The organism is Pseudomonas sp. NDM (genome assembly GCF_003105095.1).
Lineage (GTDB): Bacteria > Pseudomonadota > Gammaproteobacteria > Pseudomonadales > Pseudomonadaceae > Aquipseudomonas > Aquipseudomonas moraviensis_A.
This window is the reverse complement of record NZ_QETJ01000073.1, coordinates 1-23,500: the sequence shown is the minus strand read 5'-3', so window position 1 is coordinate 23,500 and position 23,500 is coordinate 1. Positions and strand designations below refer to the sequence as shown.

At 61.2% G+C, this 23,500-nt stretch carries 19 protein-coding genes and 1 pseudogene; 6 read left to right on the top strand and 14 right to left on the bottom strand.

The window, feature by feature from the left end; genetic code table 11:
- Window positions 1-95: 95 nt before the first annotated feature.
- The 3 genes from dxs to DCO47_RS15970 all read right to left on the bottom strand — a co-directional run bounded on the left by dxs (window position 96) and on the right by DCO47_RS15970 (window position 3,212).
- Window positions 96-1,994, bottom strand: a complete 1,899-nt coding sequence (gene dxs, locus DCO47_RS15980) for a 1-deoxy-D-xylulose-5-phosphate synthase (RefSeq protein WP_116658442.1) — start codon at window positions 1,992-1,994, stop codon at window positions 96-98.
- A 91-nt stretch (window positions 1,995-2,085) separates the two neighbouring features.
- Window positions 2,086-2,973, bottom strand: coding sequence for a (2E,6E)-farnesyl diphosphate synthase (gene ispA, locus DCO47_RS15975; RefSeq protein ID WP_064364018.1), 888 nt, complete (start codon window positions 2,971-2,973; stop codon window positions 2,086-2,088).
- Window positions 2,970-3,212 carry an exodeoxyribonuclease VII small subunit gene (locus DCO47_RS15970; protein WP_016772991.1) on the bottom strand — a complete coding sequence of 81 codons (243 nt, stop codon included), beginning with the start codon at window positions 3,210-3,212 and terminating at the stop codon, window positions 2,970-2,972. Before DCO47_RS15970 ends, ispA begins: the two co-directional genes overlap by 4 nt.
- 502 nt (window positions 3,213-3,714) lie before the next feature.
- On the opposite strand from DCO47_RS15970, the gene DCO47_RS15965 reads away from it, so the two are divergent.
- From DCO47_RS15965 to DCO47_RS15940, 6 genes are read left to right on the top strand one after another with little or no spacing between them, the layout of a single operon-like run.
- Entirely contained in the window at window positions 3,715-4,506 is a 792-nt protein-coding gene (locus tag DCO47_RS15965; protein WP_116658441.1) for a YfaP family protein, read from the top strand.
- Between the two features lie 35 nt (window positions 4,507-4,541).
- Window positions 4,542-6,254 carry a DUF2138 domain-containing protein gene (locus DCO47_RS15960; protein ID WP_116658440.1) on the top strand — a complete coding sequence of 571 codons (1,713 nt, stop codon included), beginning with the start codon at window positions 4,542-4,544 and terminating at the stop codon, window positions 6,252-6,254.
- A complete protein-coding gene (locus DCO47_RS15955) occupies window positions 6,239-6,889 on the top strand; it encodes a DUF1175 domain-containing protein (RefSeq protein ID WP_116658439.1) in 651 nt (216 codons plus the stop codon). Before DCO47_RS15960 ends, DCO47_RS15955 begins: the two co-directional genes overlap by 16 nt.
- Window positions 6,886-11,460: an alpha-2-macroglobulin gene (locus tag DCO47_RS15950; protein WP_116658438.1), complete on the top strand. Its 4,575-nt coding sequence runs from the start codon at window positions 6,886-6,888 to the stop codon at window positions 11,458-11,460. Before DCO47_RS15955 ends, DCO47_RS15950 begins: the two co-directional genes overlap by 4 nt.
- Window position 11,461: 1 nt before the next feature.
- The gene (locus DCO47_RS15945) at window positions 11,462-13,081 is read left to right on the top strand and encodes a DUF2300 domain-containing protein (RefSeq protein ID WP_116658437.1); all 1,620 of its coding nucleotides are present in this window, start codon (window positions 11,462-11,464) and stop codon (window positions 13,079-13,081) included.
- A gap of 3 nt (window positions 13,082-13,084) precedes the next feature.
- Window positions 13,085-13,897, top strand: a complete 813-nt coding sequence (locus tag DCO47_RS15940; protein WP_065615602.1) for a YfaP family protein — start codon at window positions 13,085-13,087, stop codon at window positions 13,895-13,897.
- 254 nt (window positions 13,898-14,151) lie between these two features.
- Here DCO47_RS15940 and DCO47_RS15935 read toward each other — a convergent pair whose 3' ends face one another.
- The 11 genes and pseudogenes from DCO47_RS15935 to eat all read right to left on the bottom strand — a co-directional run bounded on the left by DCO47_RS15935 (window position 14,152) and on the right by eat (window position 23,386).
- The gene (locus tag DCO47_RS15935; RefSeq protein ID WP_116658436.1) at window positions 14,152-14,586 is read right to left on the bottom strand and encodes a hypothetical protein; all 435 of its coding nucleotides are present in this window, start codon (window positions 14,584-14,586) and stop codon (window positions 14,152-14,154) included.
- 92 nt (window positions 14,587-14,678) lie between these two features.
- Window positions 14,679-14,974 (bottom strand): annotated as a pseudogene (locus DCO47_RS15930) (type II toxin-antitoxin system RelE/ParE family toxin).
- Window positions 14,964-15,203: a type II toxin-antitoxin system RelB/DinJ family antitoxin gene (locus DCO47_RS15925; RefSeq protein ID WP_116658435.1), complete on the bottom strand. Its 240-nt coding sequence runs from the start codon at window positions 15,201-15,203 to the stop codon at window positions 14,964-14,966. Before DCO47_RS15925 ends, DCO47_RS15930 begins: the two are co-directional and overlap by 11 nt.
- A 443-nt stretch (window positions 15,204-15,646) precedes the next feature.
- Window positions 15,647-16,393 carry a S24 family peptidase gene (locus DCO47_RS15920; protein WP_042610604.1) on the bottom strand — a complete coding sequence of 249 codons (747 nt, stop codon included), beginning with the start codon at window positions 16,391-16,393 and terminating at the stop codon, window positions 15,647-15,649.
- Between the two features lie 320 nt (window positions 16,394-16,713).
- Complete coding sequence (ppa, locus tag DCO47_RS15915) at window positions 16,714-17,241, bottom strand: inorganic diphosphatase (protein WP_003205933.1); 528 nt, start codon at window positions 17,239-17,241, stop codon at window positions 16,714-16,716.
- A gap of 112 nt (window positions 17,242-17,353) precedes the next feature.
- The gene (locus DCO47_RS15910; RefSeq protein ID WP_116658434.1) at window positions 17,354-18,166 is read right to left on the bottom strand and encodes a zinc-dependent peptidase; all 813 of its coding nucleotides are present in this window, start codon (window positions 18,164-18,166) and stop codon (window positions 17,354-17,356) included.
- A 4-nt stretch (window positions 18,167-18,170) separates the two neighbouring features.
- Window positions 18,171-18,821, bottom strand: a complete 651-nt coding sequence (locus DCO47_RS15905) for a DedA family protein (protein WP_016773001.1) — start codon at window positions 18,819-18,821, stop codon at window positions 18,171-18,173.
- A gap of 259 nt (window positions 18,822-19,080) precedes the next feature.
- Window positions 19,081-19,542, bottom strand: coding sequence for an N-acetyltransferase (locus DCO47_RS15900; RefSeq protein ID WP_042610602.1), 462 nt, complete (start codon window positions 19,540-19,542; stop codon window positions 19,081-19,083).
- Window positions 19,543-19,657: 115 nt separating this feature from the next.
- Window positions 19,658-20,482 (bottom strand): ethanolamine ammonia-lyase subunit EutC, encoded by an 825-nt coding sequence (eutC, locus tag DCO47_RS15895; RefSeq protein ID WP_116658433.1) that lies wholly within the window; start codon window positions 20,480-20,482, stop codon window positions 19,658-19,660.
- Window positions 20,483-20,487: 5 nt separating this feature from the next.
- Window positions 20,488-21,882, bottom strand: a complete 1,395-nt coding sequence (locus DCO47_RS15890) for an ethanolamine ammonia-lyase subunit EutB (RefSeq protein WP_064364042.1) — start codon at window positions 21,880-21,882, stop codon at window positions 20,488-20,490.
- Between the two features lie 52 nt (window positions 21,883-21,934).
- Complete coding sequence (gene eat / locus DCO47_RS15885) at window positions 21,935-23,386, bottom strand: ethanolamine permease (RefSeq protein WP_116658432.1); 1,452 nt, start codon at window positions 23,384-23,386, stop codon at window positions 21,935-21,937.
- Window positions 23,387-23,500: the final 114 nt, after the last annotated feature.

The window sequence follows — 23,500 nt, the reverse complement described above, 5'->3', positions numbered from 1 at the left end:
TGCGATCTTTTGATTTTGCTTTTTAAAGGTTCCGGAGCTGCCGAAGAGCAAGATCAAAAGATCGCAGCCTTCGGCAGCTCCTACAAGGGATTGCGTCAGCTGTTGAGCAATGCCAGTCGCTGGCGAATCGACGCTTCGATCCCGGCCTCATCCAGCCCGCACTCGGCGAGCATCTGCGCCGGTTTCGCATGCTCGACGTAGCTATCCGGCAAGCCCAGATGCAGCATCGACTTGAGGATGTTCTCGCGGGCGAGAAACTCGCTGACCGCGCCACCGGCGCCGCCCATGATCGCGTTCTCTTCGATGGTCACGATCAGTTCGTGGCTACCGGCGATCTCGCGCACAAGCGCTGCATCCAGCGGTTTGACGAAACGCATGTCGACCACGGTGGCGTCGAGCTTCTCGGCGACTTTCAAGGCTTCGCTCAGTTGCACACCGAACACCAGCATGGCGACTTTGCTGCCCTGGCGACGGACGATGCCCTTGCCGATTTCGATTGCTTCGAGATCTTTTTCGATCAATGCATTCGGGCCGCTGCCGCGTGGATAACGCACCGCCGCCGGGCCGTTGTAGAGGTGGCCGGTGGTGAGCATTTTGCGCAGTTCGTTTTCATCGCTCGGGGTCATGATGAGCATGCCCGGGATGCAGCGCAGGTACGACAGGTCGAAGCTGCCGGCATGGGTCGGGCCGTCTTCGCCGACCAGACCGGCCCGGTCGATGGCGAACAGCACATCGAGGTTCTGCACCGCGACGTCGTGCACCAACTGGTCGTAACCGCGTTGCAGGAACGTCGAGTAGATTGCGACCACCGGTTTCGCGCCTTCGCAGGCCATGCCGGCGGCGAACGTCACCGCGTGTTGCTCGGCAATCGCCACGTCGAAATAACGCTCGGGGAAACGCTCGCTGAACGCCACCAGATCCGAGCCTTCCTTCATCGCCGGAGTGATGCCGACGAGGCGCGCGTCGGCCGCGGCCATGTCGCACAGCCACTCGCCGAACACCGCCGAATACTTCGGCCCGCTGGTAGCTTTTGGCGCGGCGGCCGGGGCGTCCAGTGGTTCGAGTTTGGTGATCGCGTGGTAACCGATCGGGTCGACTTCCGCCGGGGCGAAGCCTTTGCCTTTCTTGGTGACGATGTGCAGGAATTGCGGGCCTTTGAGATCGCGCATGTTGCGCAGGGTGGCGATCAAGGTTGGCAGATCGTGGCCGTCGATCGGGCCGATGTAATTCCAGCCCAGCTCTTCGAACAGGGTGCCGGGGACCAGCATGCCCTTGGCATATTCTTCGGTGCGACGGGCGATTTCCCAGGCGCCGGGCAGGCGCGACAGGACTTTCTTGCTGCCCTCGCGCATGCTCGCGTAGGTGCGGCTGGAAAGGATCTTCGCCAGATAATTCGACAGCCCGCCGACGTTGCGCGAGATCGACATATCGTTGTCGTTGAGGATCACCAGCATGTTGGCGTTGACTTCCGGCGCATGGTTGAGCGCCTCGAACGCCATGCCGGCGGTCAGCGCACCGTCGCCGATCACGGCAATGGCCTTGCGATCGCTGTCCTGCAGGCGGGCGGCAATGGCCATGCCCAGCGCGGCGCTGATCGAGGTGCTGGAGTGGCCGACGCCAAAGGTGTCGTACTCGCTCTCGGAGCGACGCGGGAAAGCGGCGATGCCGTCCTTCTGACGCAGGCTGGCCATGCGCTCGCGGCGACCGGTGAGGATCTTGTGCGGATACGCCTGATGCCCGACGTCCCACAGCAGACGGTCGTCCGGCGTGTCGAAGACGTAATGCAGCGCGATGGTCAGCTCGATCACGCCCAGGCCGGCACCGAAATGTCCACCGGTCTGGCCGACCGTGTAGAGCAATTCCAGGCGCAACTCATCGGCCAGGGTTTCCAGCTCGGCTTCGCCTAACCGGCGCAGGCCGTCCGGCGTGTTCGCGCGGTCGAGCAGGGGCGTGGTCGGGCGCTTGCGGGGAATCTCATGAAACGTCGTGGGCATCAGGCGAATCGTTATAGGTATAAAAGATGCGGCAGTTTACCTGATGCATCGCCCCCTGCCCACGCGTTGGTATTTTTTGGCCGATACGCCGTCAGTTGCGTCGCTCGACGATATACCGGGCCAGCTCGCGCAACGGCTCGGCTGCCGCGTCAAACGGTCGCAGTGCCTGCAGGGCCTGGTCGCGCAGTTCCAAAGCGTAGGCCTTGGCAGCATCGAGGCCGAGCAGCGCCGGGTAGGTCGGCTTGTCCCGGGCAATGTCGGCGCCCTGGCGTTTGCCGAGGGTGGCGGTATCGCTTTCCACGTCGAGGATGTCGTCCTGCACCTGAAACGCCAAACCGATGGCCTGTGCATAAGTCTGCAAGGCCTGTAGCTGATCGGGCTGGGCGCGGCCGCTGGCCAGGGCGCCGAGCTTGACGCTGACTTCAATCAGCGCGCCGGTCTTGTGCCGGTGCATCTGTTCGAGGGCCTTCTGATCGAGTTTGAGACCGACCGAACCAAGATCGATGGCCTGGCCACCGACCATGCCCGCTGGACCGGCGGCCTGGGCCAGCGCGGTGACCATCTGCAGACGGATTTCGCTGCTGCAATCGCTCAGGCGCGGATCGAGCAGGGCGCTGAAGGCCAGGCTCTGCAGGCCGTCACCGGCGAGGATCGCGCAGGCTTCGTCGAATTTCTTGTGGGTGGTCGGCTGGCCGCGACGCAGATCGTCATCGTCCATGGCCGGCAGATCGTCATGCACCAGCGAGTAGGCATGGATCAACTCGACCGCACACGCCGCGCCGCTGGCCTGTTCGGCCTGACCACCGAGGGCTTCGCACGCGGCGTAAGCCAGCAACGGACGCACGCGTTTGCCACCGTTCATCACGCTGTAGCGCATCGCTTCGTAGAGCCGCGCCAGTTCCGGCAACGGCGCGTTGAACAGGGTCTCCAGCGCCGCATTGACCCGGGCCTGACTGCTCGCCGAATAAGCCGCAATCATTCTGGCTCATCCGCGTCGAAGGGTTCCTCGGCGAGCTCGCCATCGCGCTCCAGCAGCACCTGCACTTTCTGCTCGGCCTGGGCCAGCGCCGCCTGGCAGTCCCGGGTCAGCCCGATGCCCTGCTCAAAAGCGGTCAGCGAGTCTTCCAGCGACAATTCACCGTTCTCCAGACGCTCGACCAGTGTTTGCAGGTCGGCGAGGGATTGTTCGAAATCCAGTGCAGCTTTTTTGCGGGCCATGGCGGCAATTTCCGGTAGACGTTAAACCGGCGCGACACTAGCAGATAGGGGGGGTATGGGCAAATGAGGGGGCTGCGCAGACACCGCCAAGACCCGGATAGACGCTGTGGCGAGGGACTTGCTCCCGCTGGGTTGCGCAGCAACCCCAAAATCAGCCACCGCGATCAACAGGTGAACCGTGGTTGGCGGTCGGGGCCTGCTGCGCAGTCCAGCGGGAGCAAGCTCCCTCGCCACATGATTTTTGGTGACTCAGGACCATATAGGCTTATTCGGCTCATTTTGTGAGCCGAATAACTTCGCTATTCGGCTCACGCCCTCTCGAAAGCGCAATTCCTACAGCAATCACACATGTATCCGATTGTTAAAAAACTGCCGAATCGCTAATCTTCGCGGCTTCTACGGCCCGACAGTTGCGGGTCATTCAGACGAAACGCAGTTCACCGCTGTGAAGTACCGAGGATCGGGTGCAAGGTTTCGTTCAAGGCATGGCAGGAGGCGTCACATGCGTTCATTTCTTTTGCTGCTGATGGGCCTCGCCTGCGCGCCTGCGCTGTGGGCGGCGCCGACTGCAGAGTTGTCCGAGCCGGTCGGCGGCTGGCGTTATCACGGCTTGCTCGATCGTTCGGAAAACCCGCAGGTCGCCTACCCGACGCCGCCGATCGATCGCGGCATCCAGCGCAATCGCACGATGATCCAGGGCCAGCTCAAGGCCCTGGGGCACATGCGCCCGCCGCACAGCCTCGCCGTCAACGGCAATCCATTGAATCTGTACACCGACGATCAGGGGCGTTTCGCCCGGCCTTACGCATTCGGCGCCGGTTCCAACAGCGTCGAGGTGATCAGCGGCGAAGGCCAGTCGCTCAAGCGCGTGCAATTTTATGAAGCAAATAATCTGCGCACGCCGGCGCGGATTCGTCTTGTCTTGGGATGGGACGACCCGAAAGCCGAGCTGGATCTGCACATTGTCACACCCGACGGTCAGCATGCGTTCTGGTCGCGGCCAGCACTGAGCAATGGCGGCGGCCTCGACCCGGATGGCGTCGACGGCCCCGGCCCGGAAATGTTCACCATGACCGCGCCGCTGCACGGCACCTATCTGGTCTACGTCAACTATTGGGGCAACTACGGCGATGGCGGCTATAACTTCGAGGAGACCAGCAACCAGAACGAGGTGATCACCTCGCAGATCACTCTGGTGCTGAACGAAAACACCGTCGACGAAAAACGCGAAACCTTCATCGTGCCGCTGCGGGCGATCGGTGATCTGTTGCTGGTCAAGACTTTCAACTATTAAGCATCCCGCCACGGATGAACTCGGATGTTGTGAACATGAGCGATAACACTGTGACTCCAGCTGCCGCGACACCGGCGGCCAAATCTTCGCGGCGCTGGCCGCTGGTCGTGCTCGGGCTGTGCCTGGTGGCCGGTGTGGCGGGCGGTTTCGGCTGGCTGCTGCTCAAGCCCAAAGCGCCGCCGGCGACACTTGCCAGTGACAAGCTCGGCCTTGGCCGTCCGGACGCCTTGCTCGAAACCCGTTCACTGAGCCAGTTGCCCAAGGATCTGCTGACGGTGCCGTTTCTCAAGGCGACGCTGACTGAAGATTTCGTCTTCTATTACGAAACCCACGCCGACCGCCTCGGCCTGATCGGCAGCCTGCGCCGGATCATCTACGAGCATGACCTCAAAGTGCAGGACAGCCTGATCGAGCAGCTTTTCGATCAACCGGCCGACGTTGCGCTATGGCGTGGCGCCGATGGTCGCTTGAAGGATTTCCTGCTGGTGATGGATCGTGGCGGCCTGGCCAAGTTGCTCGAGCCGTTGGCCAAGGTCGCGCTGGATGACACCCAGCTCAGCGTCTTCGGCAATCTCAAAGTTGGCAGTGATGAGGTGCCGCTGTATCAGCTCACTTACAACGCGAGCAAGTCGCTGCTGTTCGCGTCCCGCGGCGACAAACTGGTGGTGCTGTCCAATCCGGCGAAGTACTACGACCCGGAAAGCGGCGTCTCGGAAGAGTCCGGCCACGTTTCGGCGCCAGCGCTGGCTGCATTGCTCAATGGCGAAAAGCTCTTCCCGGAAGCGTTCGGCCTGCCAGAGAAAAGCCCGGAAACCAAACAGCGTCTGTCCGTCAATTCCAGTGTCCTCGCCATGGGCTATCAGCGCTTCATCCCGAATTTCGCCGGGCTGCGTTTTGACATGGACGACAAGGGCTGGCACAGCTATCTGGCCATGGATGAGCTGGAAAATCAGCCGGACTTCGATTTCAAACCGGTCTGGCAAGCGATGCCGCTGGGGGCGAGCGCTTGCGTGACCCTGCCGGTGGCCGCCGAACCGCAGAAGCCGATCCTGATCAAACTCGGCGCCGACGAAGCGGTGGCGCAAACCCTCACCGAACACGTCGCTGGCGCGGCGGGCCTGTGCTGGTACGCCGACTCGCGGCTGTACACGCCGTTGCTGGTTGCCAGCCTCAAAGACGAAGACAGCAGCAAGCTTGATGGTGATCTCGGCAAACTGTTCGGTTCGATGGTCGGCGCGTTCGAAGCCAACGTCGCCGAGAAAGTATTCCCGGTGATCGACAAGCAGGAAGGCTCGAGCCACGTCTGGCAGCGTCAGGTCAGTTCCAGTTTCGGTCCGTACGCGGCGAAGACCGCTGAAAACCCGGAGGCGATTTCCGGCAAGGCGTTCATGAAAGTCAGCCTCGCCCGTCATGGTTCGACGCTGCTGTTTTCTCTCGACGACAAACTCGTCGACAAAGCCCTCGGCACCCTCGACAAGCGTTTCCCGCCGATGGCCGACGTGCTGCCCAAGGATGTGCTGATGCCGATCTACTTCGGCCCCGATGCGATGGCGCAACTGATGCAGCGCGAAACCCTCGACAGCCTGCCGCAGGACATGGAACCGGTGTTCTTCAATGCTGCGCAAACCTACCTGATGCCGAAACTGCGCACCCTCGGCGGCTACGGTAAATATGCCCTGACGCTGCCCGAAGGCAGTGAGCCGGACGGCCACTGGCAATGGCTGCCGCTGGAATGGAAAGCGCTGTGAGCCCACTGATCCGCAGCCTTGGCCTGCTCGCGCTGTTTCTGAGCGCAGGTGCCCGCGCAGTTGATGCGCCGGCGCTCGATCCGGCGCAATCCCAGGTATTCCGCGCCTGGTTCGTGCGCATCGCTCAAGAGCAATTGAGCCAGGGGCCGAGCCCGCGCTGGTATCAGCAGGACTGCGCCGGGCTGGTGCGCTTTGCCGCCAACGAAGCGCTGAAAGTCCATGACGACAAATGGCTGCGCAGCAATGGTCTGTCCAATCGTTATCTACCGCCGGAGCTGGCGCTGAGCGACGAGCAGCGCAAGCTCGCGCAACAGTGGCAGCAGGGCGGCGGCAAGGTCGGGCCGTACGTCAACGCGATCAAACTGATTCAGTTCAACAGCCACCTGATCAGCCGCGATGTGTCGCAGGCGCGGCCCGGTGACCTGATGTTTTTCGATCAGGGCGACGACCAGCACCTGATGATCTGGATGGGCCGCTACATCGCCTATCACACCGGCACCACCACCCCCACTGACAACGGCATGCGTTCGGCAAGCCTGCAGCAACTCATGACATGGAAGGACACCCGATGGATACCCGACGCAGCCAACCCCAACTTCATCGGCGTCTATCGACTGAACTTTCTCTCCCAATGACCGGTGCCCGCATGTTGCGTATCTGTTCGCGAATTTCCTTGCTGTTGGCGTTGCTGCTGCCGTTGACCAGCGCCAACGCCGAAGACTCGGTGGAGCCGAGCAATTACACGCCGGTGGCCGGTGAGAGTTTCTTTCTGCTGGCCGACAGCAGTTTTGCCAGCGACGAGCAGGCGATGGTCCGCCTCGAAGCACCGGGTCGTGACTACCGGCGCTTTCGCATGGAGCCGTACGGTGGCGCCGACATTCGCGTGTATCGCATCGACAAGCCGCTGGACTTCCTCAAGCGCCAGAAGAACCTGCACCGCGTCGTCAGTGACGGCCAGTTCAAGGGCGAAGGCCTGTCCAACACCCTCGCGTATCTGTGGGACAACTGGTATCGCAAATCCCGCCGGGTGATGCAGCGTGCGTTCTCTTACGAGTCGCGCAAACAGGTCACCGAAGAAGTGCCGGAGCTGAAGATGGGCGAGGCCATGGTTGCGCCGACGCCTTACGACGCGCAGCCGCAATTTGCCTTGATCCCGGGTCTGCCGGTGGTCAGCCAGTTCCGTTATCCGCTGTGGCAGGCCAAGCCGATTCAGCCGCCGGCCGGGGTCAATCTGGCCGGCTCGTCCAGCGACTTCGTCAGCGTCGCACCGGGCAACGTCTACATTCCGCTGGGTAATCTGAAGCCCGGGCTGTATCTGGTCGAAGCGTTGATCGGCAAATACCGCGCGACCACCATGGTTTTCGTCTCCAACACCGTCGCGGTGAGCAAGATTGCCGGTGATGAACTGCTGGTCTGGGCCGCACGCAAGCATGAAGGCAGTTCGGTGGCGAAGGTCAATGTGTTGTGGACCGACGGCCTCGGCGTGATGAGCAGCGGCGCCACCGATGCCGACGGTTTGCTGCGTCTGAAACACGTCAGCCCGGAGCGTTCGTTCGTTATCGGCGAGGACGAAGAGGGCGGCGTGTTCGTCTCGGAAAACTTCTACTACGACAGCGAAATCTACGACACCAAACTCTACGCCTTCACCGACCGGCCGCTGTATCGTCCGGGCGATTGGGTGTCGCTGAAAATCGTCGGTCGCGAGTTCAAGAATGCACGGGACTCGGTGTTGCCGGGTGCGGCGGATGTCAGCGTCAGCGTGCTCGATGCCACGGGTACCGAGCTGCAGACCCTCGACCTGAAACTGGATTCCAAGGCTGGAACCCAAGGCCGCTTCCAGTTGCCGGACAACGCCGTCGCCGGCGGCTACGAGATCCGTTTCAACTACAAGGATCAGGCCTACAGCAGTGCCTTCCGTGTGGCTGAGTACATCAAACCGCACTTCGAAGTTTCGCTGAATCTGGCCAAGCAGGACTACCGCACCGGCGAGCCGGTGAAAGGCAGTCTGGTGTTGCTCTATCCGGATGGTAAACCGGTGGCCAACGCCAAATTGAACCTGAGCCTGCGCGCCCAGCAACTGTCGATGGTCGACAACGAGCTGCAATACCTCGGGCAATTCCCGGTGGAGCTGACCAGTACCGAACTGACCACCGACAGCAAGGGCAACGCGACCCTCGACCTTCCGGCCGCCGACAAGCCGAGCCGCTACATGCTCACGGTGTTTGCCAGCGACGGCGCGGCGTATCGGGTCAAGACCACCAAGGAAATCCTGATCGATCGTGGCGCGGCAACTTTTCGCCTGAGTGCGCCGCAGCGTTTCAGCGCGGTCGGTGACAAGGTCGCCTTCAGCTATGCCAACGAGGGGGGTACCGAACAAAGCAAAGCGGTGACGCCGAGCAGCTACGCCTGGGTACGCCTGGAAGACCAAAGCAGCGGTGAAGGCAAACTCGCTGCAGCTGACAAAGGTTTCAGCCTCGCTTTCGAGCGTCCGGGCACTTACAACCTGACGCTCAAGGATCAACACGGTCGCGTCCTCGGCGCCACCGGCCATTCGGTCACTGGCGACGGTGTCAAAGCGGTGCCGGGCACGGTGGAAATCGTCCTCGACAAGCCCGAGTACAAGGCCGGCGAAGAAGCGCTGGCGCTGATCACCTTTCCCGAACCGGTCACCGATGCATTGCTGTCGCTGGAGCGCGACAAGGTCGAAGCCACCGCGCTGCTGGCCAAGGGCGGTGACTGGCTGAAGCTGGAAAAACTCAGCGACACCCAATACCGCGCGCGCATTGCGGTGAAGGACAACTTCGCCCCTAACCTGACCTTCTCCGTGCTCTACACCAAGGGCGGTCAGTACAGCTTCCAGAATGCCGGGATCAAAGTGGTCGCGCCGCAAATCGACGTGGCGATCAGCACCGACAAAGCTGTGTACCTGCCGGGCGATACGGTCACGGTCGACCTGACCACGCAGTTCGCCGGCAAAGCCGTCCCGGCACACTTGACGGTCAGCGTGGTCGACGAAATGGTCTACGCGCTGCAACCAGAAGTCGCGCCCACCATCGATCAGTTCTTCTACCACCCACGGCGCAACAATGTGCGCACCAGCGCCAGCCTGTCGTTCATCAGCTACGACGTGGCGTTGCCGGGCAGCCCCGGCGCACCGGGCAAGGCCAACCGCAGCGAACGCGGCGTGAAAGTGCTGGAACGTCCACGCCGTGAAGACGTTGACACCGCGGCATGGCAGCCGGAGCTATTGACCGGCACCGACGGCAAAACCCGTTTCACCTTCAAGATGCCGGACTCGCTGACCCGCTGGCGCATCACTGCCCGCGCCATCGCCGATGACGGTCAGGTCGGGCAGAAGAAGCAGTTTGTCCGTTCGGAAAAACCGCTGTACCTGAAGTGGAGCGGGCCGAGCAAATTCCGCAAGGGCGATCAGCCGCAACTGGGTGTGTTTGCGTTCAGTCAGGCAGAGAAACCGGTCAAGGCTGAACTGGTCACGCACTATGCCGGCGCCGAACAGCGCTTACCGGTGACCCTGAACAGCGGCATCAATTATCTGCCGCTGCCGGCGTTTGCCTTGGCCTCGGGCGAGTGGATGGCGGAGCTGGTGCAGGACGGCAAAGTCGCCGATGCCCTGGCTGTACGCTTGAGTGCAACCGGTGAAGGCTGGCAAGTCACGCAGACGCAAAGCCTCGATGTGGTCAGCGGTGACACTCCTTTGAGTTTGCCCGCTGATGCCACGGATATTCGTCTGCGGCTGGATGACAGTCCGCAAGCGTTGTTCCGTGCGGCCCTCGACGACCTGCTCAGCTACCCGTACGGCGGCGTCGAGCAGACCGCCAGTCGCCTGTTGCCGCTAAGCATCGCTTATCCATCGCTGGCCTCGAACCCGCAGACTCGCGATCGCTTGCGTCTGATCATGCAGAACAGCCGCCTGCGTCTGGTGCAAATGGCCGGGCCGTCGGCGAGCTTCACCTGGTGGGGCTACGACGGCGAGCCGGATGCATTCCTCACCGCCTATGCCTATTACGCCGACTGGAATGCCAGCCGCGTACTCGACCTGACCCTGCCGCCGGAGCACTGGCAGCGGGTGCTGGAGGTTTACGCCAAGCAGGCACCGAACACGCCGTTGTTGCAACGCGCGTTGATCCTGTCGTTCGCCAGGCAGATGCAGTTGCCGGTCACCACGCTGCTCAGCGGTTTGATCGACGATCTGGCCAGGGCGGGTGAAGGCCGTGCCGAAACCTTGCTCGACGACGGCGAGGACAGTCTGGTGATGAGCGATCCGGATTCGGCGCTGGGTCTGGCAGCGGCGCGGGTGCTCGCCGCATCGTTGGCCACGCAGTCGAAAGTCGCTTTGCCGGAGGCGTTCAATCGTCAACTGGGCGCAGCGCAACAACGTCTGGCGACCAGTTCGCAGCCTTTTGTAGAAGCACTGAACCTGTCACTGCAGCCGTTCGATCAAGCTCGCGCGACGGCGTTGCTGCAACGCTTGCTGCCACAGCAATCGACGCTGGAACGTGCACTGGCGCTGACCTGGCTGCAACGCAGCATCGCCCAGGCGTCACCGACCATCGCGTTGATGCCTGGTGAAGGCTGGAAGAAAAACTACGGCGCCAGCGGCGAGATGTACTGGACATGGCAAGGCGCGACGCCGCTGCCGAGTGTGCTGAGCGTGTCCGGCACGCAAGAGCGGCCGTTGCGTGCCGCGCTGAGCTTCCAGACTCAGCAGCCGCAGGTCGATCCGATGGCCGTGACCATCACCCGGCGCCTGTCACGACTGGTGCCGGGCGACGAAGCGTTCACCTTCAAACTTGAGCCGGTCGGCACGAAGCCTCTGTCCAGCGACAGCCTCTATCTGGACGAGGTGATTCTCACCAGTAAAGCGCCGAAACCGCTGCGCTACGGCATGCTTGAAGTGCCGCTGCCACCGGGCGCCGATGTCGAACGCACCACGTGGGGCATCAAGTTGCAGGGCAAGGACGGCACCGAACCGACCGCGCTGGAGAAGGCGCGTTTCGAGCCAGGTCAGTTGGCTTATGCGGTGCCGATCGATGCATTGAGTGGCGAGTTGCGCCTGCGTCATCTGGTGCGCTTCTCGCAGAAGGGCCAGTTCAACCTGCCGCCGGTCCGCTTCAAGCAAGTCTATGCGCCGCAGCATCAGGCCCAGGAAGCGAAAGCCGCCCTCGGTCAGGTCACGGTCAACTGACATGATTCGGCCGCTGCTGTGGCTGCTGATGTGTGTGATGCCTGCGCTGGCAACGGCGCAGGACGAGCCGTTGCGCGTGGCGTACAAGGGCGAGTTGTTGTCGTTGAGTCAGACGCAACTGATCAAGCGGGAACGGTTGCCAGCGTCGCTGGATGCGCCGCTGGGCAGTCTGTGGAAATTGTTCGTCTACGCGTGGCTGGTAGACACCGGCGCGCGGGAACCAGCGTATGAATGTCGCGGGCAGTTGAAGGAAGAGGTTTATTGCTGTGCGGCGGGCGGCAGGATCGAGCGGGATCAGGCGCTGGTGAAATCCTGCGGATTGTATTTCGAACCCGCACGCTTGGGCATTGCTCCGACGGATTGGCGTGAGTATTGGCAGGCTCGGCAGGCGCCGTCGTGGTTGCTCGACTTGCCATCGGTGCAACCGGCGCAGCGGGTTTACGTGGCTGAATTGCTGAAAGTTCTGGCCGCTTTGCCTGCTCAGGATCAGATGCGCCGGGTGTTGCTCGATGTCGTGCTGAACGCGGCGGACGGCAATGTCGTCGGCGAGTTGGGCGGGCGTTTGCGGGTGAAAACCTGGAGCTGGCTCGGCGACCAAGATGCGCAATCCCGACAAGGCGGATTCGCTGGCTGGACCACCGATGGTGCGCCGGTCTGGGCGGGTGGGCGCGGCACCAGTCAGATGGTCCTGCGTCACTACGGCCAAGCGTTGGCCAGCGTATTGCCGACGGCTTGGCCGGTGGACGCAGGCCGTTGTGTGGAAGTCGGGCTGTTCTCGAAATATCCGCTTTCCAAGGTTCTGTCCGGTGACCGTGTCGCCACGTCCGGGCCATTGCGCGGCGACTACCGCGTCGAATTCGCCAACGGCAACGCACTGGATATCCACAGCGACGGCGAACTGTTTCTGCTCAATGACAAACTCGTCGCAAGGCTTGATCGCGAAGAATATGTCGCCCGTGTCCTTGAGCGCGAAGCCAGACCGGAACCTGCCGAAGCCGCCAAGGCGCTGGCCGTAGCGATCCGCACTTATCTACTACAAAACGCCACGCGCAACGGTGATTGCCTGAGCATCGACGACAGCAGCAATCGCCAGCGCGTCGCCCCGCGTCCAGCCTCTGCCGAATCACGCAACATCGCGGCGTGGACGGCGGATCTGGTACTGGCCGGCAGCACCGTCACCTATCACTCCGAGCAACCCGGCCCGGACAAACTCGCCTGGCAGCAAGCCGTGGAACAGGCCAACGCCGGCCAGCGCTACGACGCGATTCTGCTGCACGCCTATCCACGCGCCAGCCTCAGCCGCTGGGATAACCCGGTCGCCTCCTGCGAAGCATTACCCGCCGCGCAAGACTGGCTGCAAAAGCAGCGACGCGGCTGGCGTCCTAGGCTCGAAAGCGAAACCGGCTACAACGAAGTCAGCACTTTCGCCGTTTGCAAACTCGCCTTCGGCCGGCCCTTCGTCGACCGCGAGCGCCAGCGCATTTACGTGCGCGGCGTGCTGACCCTGCAGGATCGCCTCGACCTGACCCACGAATATCTGCACCTGGCCTTCGAAGCACACCCCAACGGCCAGGACGAAACCTACATCGAAGGGCTCGCCCGTCACCTTTTGCTGGAATAGACCATGACACTCCGTTATCCACAGGTCTTGCTGCTGCTCTGTGCCCTCAATGTGCTGCCGCAGGCCTACGCCGCCGATGGCGTGAAACTCGACACCCCGGTCGGCGGCTGGCGCAGCGGCGCACCGCAAGGCGAGGGCGAAAGCTTCCGCCAGACCGTCAACTACCCGGCCTCATCGGTCAACACACCGCTTGGCCAGGCCAATACCGCCAGAATCAGCGGCCAGATCAAAGCCGTGCCGAAGAACAACGAACCCGGACGCCTGATCGTCAATGGCGTCAGCATGCCACTGAAAATCGACCCAACCGGCGGCTTCGACCGCCCGTTCTCCTTCCCCAACGGCAGCAACAGCGTCGAAGTCCGCAGCGCTGACGGCCAGCAACGCCACCGCACGCAATTCCTCAACGCCCGCGGCGGCGCCACCCCGGCGAAACTGCGCGTACTGCTGGCCTGGGACAGCGACGGCACCGACCTCGACCTGCACCTGATCACCCCCGATGGCGCCCACATCTGGTACGGCAATCGCACTGCCGCCAACGGCGCCGCCCTCGACGTCGACGTCACCACTGGCTACGGCCCGGAAATCGCCGCCATGCCCGCGCCGATCAAGGGCCAGTATCTGGTGTATGTGAATTATTACGGCGGCGGGTATCGCGGGGATGACGAGGGCGGGGATGAAGCGGTGCAGGCGCTGACGACCGCGCAGGTGACGGTGATTACTGAAGAAGGCACGCCGAGCGAGAAGATGGAAACGTTTGTAGTGCCGATGCGGACGGCGGGGGAGTTGACGTTGGTGAAGTCGTTTAGTTATCCCTGAGGGTGCCGAGCTGTTTTGAACCGTGGGTTAACGAAACGCAGCACTGAATTTCTGAGTTGGGGTGATCCTGATAGTTTTTAAAAAAAGCTCGACCACTAAGGATTTCTTAGTAGTTCGCCGAGGAGGTTCACGCCAGGTAGAGCGCAACCTCAAGCACTAGGTGTCCTCACGACTTTCTGTTGCTCTCCATGCTGACTGCGCTGGCGCCGGCTAATGCCGCCGGCAGCAAAGGTTCAGTAATCCATGAGCCTCGGCTAATTGGGAAAAACGCCACAAAGCGCATTGCCCTGATAACCATGAACAAGCGGCCCCAGCATCATGAACGGGCCGCAGGCGTAGAACGGCGACGGCACCGTTTGTTTTGAATAGAGCAAAACGATTTCATTGCCCGACTCGTCACTGCCAAAAGACTGCTCGGAGTACGACGCACACACAGGCAAATTCAACGGAACAGGGATGATCAACGCCCAAACTGTGATGCCACACCATTCACGGGTAGGCGTTGATTGCGCGGTTCGGGTGATCGCTGGTGTGAGCGAGCGAGCGGTTAGAGCTTTGTACTGGTCAGTTCTGATTGTGGTTTTCTCAGGTAGAGCCACGATGGCCCCGACGCAGCCGGATAGGCACAGGCCTAAAACAGCGATGAGGATGATCGACTCAAAAGGGGCCTGGCGAGATGCGAAACGCATGTTTTGACTTCCTTGTACGCGTTGTGACTTTCTACAATGATCAACGCTTTGCACCTCGGCGGCGTGCGTCCGGCAAATGGGAGGTTTCGAAATCAGGTCCGGGATGTCAAGCGATCTTGCGCAACCTCGTAGGCTGCCTCCCGCTCACGTTTGCCTATGGCGACCACGAACACCAGGATTTCGTGATCAAGTACCTGATAGATCAAGCGATAACCGGCGCTTTTCAATTTCACTTTATAGCAGTCTGGTAGCTCGCGAAGCCGATTGGCTTCGATTCGAGGGTTCTCCAAGACCTCAGCCAGTTTTTTTTGAACTGTTGGCGGACCGTATCGCCCAGCTTGTTCCACTCTTTTAACGCACGTCGATCAAACTCAAGCTCATAAGTCATCCAGACTCACCTTGATCCGCTGAGGGGATGCGAGGCGTTCGGTGACCACGGCAATCAGCGCTTCATCTTCTTCACTGAGCAGCGCCGCTTTGAAGGGTAACTTGCCCCGCTCTGCTACATATTGGAGGGTTTGGCGCAGAAGCTCCGACGGCGTGACGCCGAGCTTTTCGAGTTCGGCGAAGGAGCGCTGTTTCAGATCATCATCGATGCGGATGTTGATGGAAGCCATGATGGGATACCTGTAATGACGGTTGTCGTTACGGTAACAAGAGGATCGCGTTCTCGACAAGTGAGAATTCAAGTTCCGGACGGTAGGCGTAGCCTTTTCGCAGACATTAAAAAGCCGGCTTGTGGCCGGCTTCTCGGGGACTGGCTTGGTTTATTTTTGGTAAACCGCGCCAGCCTTCAAAACGTACATCCGGATCTGCGTCCGGCTGTGGGACTTGGTCAGACGTTGGTCTGCCGCGTCGGGCGTCATCCGAGCCGCTGGGCGGGTCGATGCGCGAATGTGGGGCGCAGGATACTGAGTTTTGCTTTGGATTCCCAGCCTCGAGTGCGGTTTAGAGCGACTGAAGCGGTACAAATCTTGGATGTGTACCGGTTATCAGGGCCCTCTTCGCGAGCAGGCTCGCTCCCACAGGTTCTGCGTAAAAATCGAGATCGGCGCACGCATCACAGAAACGGCACCACCGGCCTGCGCTTGCCCAGTGTCGACCACCAGAATACCCAGCCAAGAATGTGAATCCGCTGCTCCTCGATCTGCGCCGGCCGGAATACCTCGTCGGGGTATTCGGCGCTGTTGTGGCTGCGCATGCGCAGGCCGTTGCCGGGCATGCGGTGCAGGTATTTGATGCGCAGCATGCCGTCGTGTTCGATGGCGTAGATTTCGCCGTCGACGACCTGGGTCAGGCCGCGGTCGATGGCGACGATGGAGCCGTCTTCAATGCGTTCGGCCATGCTGTTGCCGATCATGTGCGCGCAGATGGCGTTGGCGTGCTGGATGTCGAGTTGATCGAGGTGGGCGCGGGGCAGGCGCAGGGATTGGTCCGGGTCGAGGATGACGTGGGTTTTGCCGTCGCCATTGGCGATCGGAGTTTCCTTGAAAAACGCCAGGTCGATGTCGCTGGGATTGATGACGGTGTAGACGCCGCAGATCGACTGGGCATCGAACGTGTCGCCATTGCTGGCGGGCGGGTGCAGGCGTGGGACCTCCTTGACGCCTTCCCCGGTTTTCAGCCATTCACTATTGACCGACAACAGGCGTGAGACTTCTTCCATGCGATACGCCGGGACGCCCCGGGTGTACCAGTTATGAACGTTTTGGGCTTCCGTGCCCCAGAACCTTGCGAAATCCGTGGTGCTGATGTTCGCTGCTTCCAGGAGTGCCTTGAATCGTGGACCGCTAGTGTTCTTTCTCATAAACACGGAGTCTACGGCCGGACTAGAGCGGTTTGAATAAACCGGGCGTTCAAAAAAAGCCTGTATTTTGCGACGGGATGTAAGACGCGCTTGTGGGAAATTAAACAGATTAAAACTGCATGTAGGAATTTAAACGATTTGTTTAATCGGGCTTTTTCAAGAGCCCCTCACCCCAGCCCTCTCCCGGAGGGAGAGGGGGCCGACCAGAGTGTATTTCGAGTTACATCGACTTGAAGAACCGAGTCGATTATGCAGACGCCGATAACAAAAAACCCCGGAAGTCCGGGGTTTTTTTCAAGCTTCACGCAAAGCGCAATGGCTTAGCCCTTGTAGGCGGCAACCGACTTGGTGATCGCTTCGCGGGCGGCGTCTGCACCGGCCCAGCCTTCGATCTTGACCCACTTGCCTTTCTCGAGATCCTTGTAGTTCGCGAAGAAGTGCTCGATCTGCTGGATCAGCAGGGGTGGCAGGTCGGTGTATTCCTTCACGTCGACGTACAGCTGCGACAGCTTGTCGTGTGGCACTGCGATGACTTTGGCATCGCCGCCGCCGTCGTCGGTCATGTTCAGGATGCCGACCGGACGGGCGCGGATGACCGAGCCTGGTGCTACCGGGTAAGGAGTCACGACCAACACGTCGAGGGGGTCACCGTCGTCAGCCAGTGTGTTCGGGATGTAACCGTAGTTGGCCGGGTAGAACATTGGGGTGGCCATGAAACGGTCAACGAACAGGCAATCGCTGTCTTTGTCGATTTCGTACTTGATCGGCGCGTGGTTGGCCGGGATCTCGATCGCGACGTAGATGTCGTTCGGCAGGTCTTTGCCAGCCGGAATCTTGCTGTAGCTCATTGGGCGTTGCCCCCGTAGTTGACCAAAAACACTTGGCCGGATTGACCAAAAAGTGGCGGCGATTATAGGCACATTCCTACGCCGACGCCACGTACCAGAAGTCGTGCAGAACTTAGTCGTGCGCCTGATAGACCGGGTCTTTGGCCTGAAGTTGCCGCAGTCTGCCCAACGGATCCTGCCGGTAGAAAAGCTGCAGCTGCAAGTAGACCTGTGGATAAGCCTCGTGGAGCAGATCCGGGGCGCTGAAGAAGTATTCGCTGGTGACAGCGAAGAACTCCGCCGGGTTCTCGGCGGCATAGGGATCGATGGCGGTTTCGGCGTCGGGATCGTGGTCGAGCTGGCGGTTGAGGTCGTCGTAAGCGGCCTGCATCACCGCGGCCCAGTCGCTGACGCGCATATCGGCATGCAACGGCGGCAGGCCGTTGGCGTCGCCGTTGAGCATATCGAGCTTGTGCGCCAGTTCGTGGATCACCAGGTTGTAGCCTTCCCAGCCACCGCTGGCCTGTACGCCGGGCCAGGCGAGAATCACCGGCCCCTGCTGCCAGGCTTCACCGCTGTGTTCGCCGTCCCACTCATGCTCGACGCCGCTGGCATCGCGATGGCGTTGCGGGCTGAGGAAGTCGTCCGGGTACAGCACGATCTCGTGAAACCCCTGATACCAGTTCAGTTCACCGAGATGCAGCAGCGGCAACTGTGCTTGCGCGGCGAGCAGCAGGCGTTGCTCCTGATGCAGTTCGACACCGGGCAGGGCGGTCAGGCGTTTGTCGTCGAGAAACAGCACGCAGGCTTCGCGCAACCACTGGTCTTCAGCAGCGCTGATGCCGTCGAGAAAGGAGAGCTGATGGCGCACCCGTTGCCACAGGTCGTCGGCAATCGGGTGCCTGGCGAGGATGCGCCGGCGACGCCAGGCGCTCAGTGACCACATCGGATCAGTGTGATTGCACTTTGGTGCCGCCGAAACGGCTGCGCACCACGCCGATGATCATCGGCACCAGCGACAGCAGGATGATGGCCACCACCAGCAGCGAGAGGTTTTTCTTGATGAACGGCACGTTGCCGAAGAAGTAACCGAGCGTGACCAGACCGCCGACCCAGAGGATGGTGCCGAGCACGCTGAAGCCGAAGAACCGCGGGTACGGCATCCGCGCCACACCGGCCACGAACGGCGCGAAGGTGCGGATGATCGGCAGGAAGCGCGCCATGGTCACGGTCTTGCCGCCGTGCTTGTCGTAGAAATCGTGGGTCTTTTGCAGGTAATCGCGGCGGAAGATTTTCGAGTTCGGGTTGCTGAACAACTTCTCCCCAGCCGTGCGTCCGATCACATAGTTGGTGCTGTCGCCCATGATCGCCGCCAGCATCAGCAGGCCGCCAAGCAACACCGGATCCATGCCGCCGCCGGCCGCTACCGCGCCGGCGATGAACAGCAGCGAGTCGCCCGGCAGGAACGGCATCACCACCAACCCGGTTTCACAGAAAATCACCAGAAACAGGATGGCGTAGATCCATGGCCCATAGTTGTTCACCAGCAAATCGAGGTACACATCGAGATGCAGGATAAGGTCGAGCGGGTTGAAATCCATGGGGGCACCTGTATGACGGCCCGACTCGGCAGGCCTGTGCGGATGACTTCGTGTAAGCCTACAGCGGGGTGTAGTTTTTCTTACAAGCCGGAAAGATCGGGATTATACGGTCTGACCGCTGAAAAGCGTGCCGGTTTTGTAGCGGGGAATGTCGTGGTGTGAACAATTGTCAGCCCGCAAAAGATCGTAGCCTTCGGCAGCTCCTGCAATTGGAACGCGTCGCGCTGCAGGAGCTGCCGAAGGCTGCGATCTTTTGGGGTCAGAGCTCGTCGCTGATCGGCAGCACGTAGTTCTTGAACTCGGTGTCTTCCTTGAAGCCGATGGATTCGTAGGTTTTCTGCGCCACTTCGTTGTCTGCGCTGGTCGAGACGCGCATGCGCACGGCCTGGGTTTCCTTGGCCATTTTCTTCGCGGTGCGGATCAGGTTGTCGGCCACCAGTTGCCGGCGCGCGTCTTCAGCGACGTAGATATCGTTGAGAATCCACACGCGTTTGAGCGACAGCGACGAGAAGCTCGGATAGAGCTGGCAGAAACCCATGAGTTTCCTGTCGTCATCGTCGGCCAGGGCCAGATAGATCACCGACTCTTTGCGGCGCAGGCGTTTTTCGAGAAACGCCCGGGAGGAATCCGGGTAAGGCAGGGAGCCGTAGAACTCGCGATACTTGACGAACAAAGGAGTCAGCAAATCCAGATGTTCGAGGGTCGCTTGAATAATCCGCATGATAGGTCTCGTCTTCAAGTGGCTGTCTTCAACTGCTCTGACGGCGATGGGAAACCCGCGCGGCCGTGCGTCGATCCTGCCTGAAAGCAGCGCAGAATGGCAATGCGGAAACGGTTCAGGCTGGCGGCGGATCGAGCAGGAAATTACCTTTCATGTCGACAGTGTCATCCGTCTCCAATGTATGAAGCTGGGCTTCGTCCTTCAAATTGACTCCCGATAGCTGCCGACGGCAGGCTTCGCGCATCAGATACAGCAAGCGATGCGCCGCCATGCCGTAGCTCAAACCTTCAAGACGAACATTGGAAATACAATTGCGATACGCGTCGGTCAGACCGACCTTCGGCGCGTAGGTGAAATACAGCCCGAGACTGTCCGGCGAACTCAGGCCCGGGCGCTCGCCGATCAGCATCACCAGCATTTTCGCCCCGAGCAACTGGCCGATCTCGTCTCCGATGGCGACGCGACCCTGTTCGACCAGCACCACGGGGGCCACGGACCAGCCGTCGCCGCTCATCTGTTCTTCCAGCCGCGTCAGAAATGGAAGCGTGTGCCGATGCACCGCCAGCGCCGACAGGCCATCCGCGACGACTATCACCAGATCGACGCCGCCCGGGTGAGCGCTGGCGTAATCGCGTAAGGCTTGCGCCGATTCATCGTTGAGTTTGCGTCCCAGATCCGGGCGTTGCAGGTAGCTGTCACGATCGGGCGCGGCGCTGTGCAGCAGCAGGGCTTCCCGCCCGCGCTCGCTGAGCTGGCTGCTGATCTCGGCATGGTCGAAGGCCAGATGCACGGCATCACGGGCCTGTGCGTGGGCAAACTGAAAATCCAGCTGCGCCCGCGTCGGCAGGCTGGTGCCGGTGCGGCCCAAGGCAATCCGCGCCGGGGTCAGGCGACGCAGTTCCAGCCAGGGGTTTTGCGGATCGACCGGTGGTTTTTCCATAAGACTCATCCCAAGTGCGCCAAGGCCTGGCGGAAGGCCGGCGGCAGGTTGTTGCCGAAGCGAACCTTGCCGTCCGCCTGGGTGAAGATGCCCATGTTGGCCAGCCATTGCTCGAACTCCGGCGCCGGTTTGAGGCCCAGGGTCTGGCGGGCGTACAAGGCGTCGTGAAAGGAAGTGGTCTGGTAATTGAGCATGATGTCGTCGGAGCCGGGGATGCCCATGATGAAGTTGATCCCGGCGACGCCGAGCAACGTCAGCAGGGTGTCCATGTCGTCCTGATCGGCTTCGGCATGGTTGGTGTAGCAGATGTCGCAGCCCATCGGCACGCCGAGCAACTTGCCGCAGAAGTGATCCTCGAGGCCGGCGCGGATGATCTGCTTGCCGTTGTACAGATATTCCGGGCCGATAAATCCTACGACGGTGTTCACCAAAAACGGCTTGAAATGTCGCGCCACGGCGTAGGCTCTCGTCTCGCAGGTCTGTTGATCGACGCCGTGATGGGCATTGGCTGACAGCGCGCTGCCCTGACCGGTTTCGAAATACATCAGGTTCTGCCCGAGGGTGCCGCGCTTGAGACTGAGTCCGGCGTCGTAGCCTTCCTGCAACACGTTGAGGTTGATGCCGAAACTGGCATTGGCGGCTTCGGTGCCGGCAATCGACTGGAACACCAGATCCAATGGCACGCCACGATTGATCGCCTCGATCGAGGTGGTGACGTGGGTCAGTACGCAGGCCTGGGTCGGGATGTCGTAGCGCTGGATGATCGCGTCGAGCATCTCCAGCATCGCGCAGATCGAAGCGATGCTGTCGGTGGCCGGGTTGACGCCGATCATCGCATCGCCGTTGCCGTAGAGCAGACCGTCGAGAATGCTCGCGGCGATACCGGACGGCTCGTCAGTCGGGTGGTTGGGTTGCAGGCGGGTCGACAAGCGCCCGCGCAAACCGAGGGTGCCGCGAAATTTCGTCACCACACGGATTTTCTGCGCCACCAGCACCAGGTCCTGCACGCGCATGATTTTCGACACGGCGGCGACCATCTCCGGGGTCAGGCCGGGGGCGAGGGCGCGCAGGCTGGTTTCGTCAGCGGCATCGCTGAGCAGCCAGTCGCGAAAGCCGCCGACGGTGAGGTGGCTGACCACGGCGAAGGCCTGTGCGTCGTGGGTGTCGATGATCAGCCGGGTGACTTCATCGGCTTCGTAAGGAATCAGCGCTTCCTGCAGAAAGTGCGTGAGCGGGATGTCCGCCAGCGTCATTTGCGCGGCCACCCGTTCGCCGTCGTTGAGTGCCGCGATCTCGGCGAGGAAGTCTCCCGAGCGTGCCGGGCTGGCCTTGGCCATGACGTCTTTGAGGCTGTCGAAGCGGTAAGTCTGCGCGCCGACCGTGTGAGCAAAACTGGCCATTCAGCGTTCTCCGTGACGGCGCAGAACAGCTCTGCGCCGTGGTTTTCGACAATCAGTGCAAGGCTTGTTCAGCTTTTTGAATCGCCGCGAATTCTTCTTCCGGCGTGCCTGCTACCAAGTGATGCCGACTGTAGAAAGCAAAGTAAGCAATTAACACTCCATAGATGATCGCCGCGCCGATCACCACCCGTGGATCGACGAGGAACCCCGCCACCACGGCGAGGCAGGCCAGCACCAGCGCGACACCCGAGGTGAAAATGCCGCCCGGCGTACGGTACGGTCGGTCCATTTTGGGGCGGCGGATGCGCAGGGTGATGTGCGCGGCCATCATCAGCACATAGGAAATGGTAGCGCCGAATACCGCGACCAGAATCAGCAAGTCGCCCTGACCGGTCAGCGACAGACCGAAGCCGATGATGCCGGGAATCACCAGCGCCAGCACCGGCGCCTTGCTCTTGTTGGTCTGCGACAGTTTGCGCGGCAGGTAACCGGCCCGCGACAGCGCGAAGATCTGCCGCGAGTAGGCGTAGATGATCGAGAAGAAACTGGCGATCAGCCCGGCCAGACCGACAAGATTGACGAAGCTGCCCATCCAGGTCGAGCCGCCGTAGGCTCTACTCAGCGCCTCGACCAGCGGGTTGCCTGAGGTCAGCAACGAGTTGGCGCCCGCGCCGCCGGGGCCGACGATCAGAATCAGCAGGGCAAACATCAGCAGCACCAGCATTGCCCCGATCAGGCCACGCGGCAGATCGCGCTTGGGATTTTTGGTTTCTTCGGCGGCCAGCGGTACGCCTTCGACAGCGAGGAAAAACCAGATCGCATAGGGAATCGCCGCCCAGACGCCGACATAGCCGAACGGCAGAAACGGACTGGCACCGACCGCAGTGGTCACCGGGATGTCGAGCAGATTGGCGACGTCGAAGTGCGGCACCATCGCCACCAGAAACACCCCCAGCGCCAACGCGGCGACGGCGGTGATGATGAACATCAGTTTGAGCGCTTCACCGACCCCGAAAATATGGATGGCGATGAAGATGATGTAGAACGCCAGATAGATCATCCAGCCGCCAATGCCGAACAGCGACTCGCAGTAGGCACCGATAAACACCGCGATGGCGGCGGGGGCGATGGCGTATTCGATAAGGATCGCCGTGCCGGTGAGAAATCCGCCCCATGGCCCGAACGCACTGCGGGCGAAACCGTAGCCGCCGCCGGCAGTAGGAATCATCGAGGACAGTTCGGCCAGGGAAAAGCACATGCACAGGTACATGGTCGCCATCAGCAGTGTGGCGAGAAACATGCCGCCCCAGCCACCCTGGGCAAGGCCGAAGTTCCAGCCGGCGTAGTCGCCGGAAATCACATAGGCGACGCCGAGGCCGACGAGCAGGACCCAGCCGGCGGCGCCTTGTTTCAGTTCGCGTTGTTGGAAATAGTCGGAGCCGACTTTTTCGAAGTCGACTGAGGAGCCGGTCGCCGGAGCGCCGGCCGGGGATTCGCTTGGCATAGGGTTCACCTTTCTTATTGTTTTATAGGCCCGGCTACAGCCAAGCCATTGGGTTGAATGGCACAACGCTTTCGCGAGCAGGCTCGCTCCCACAGGGGATTGCGTACGACCATA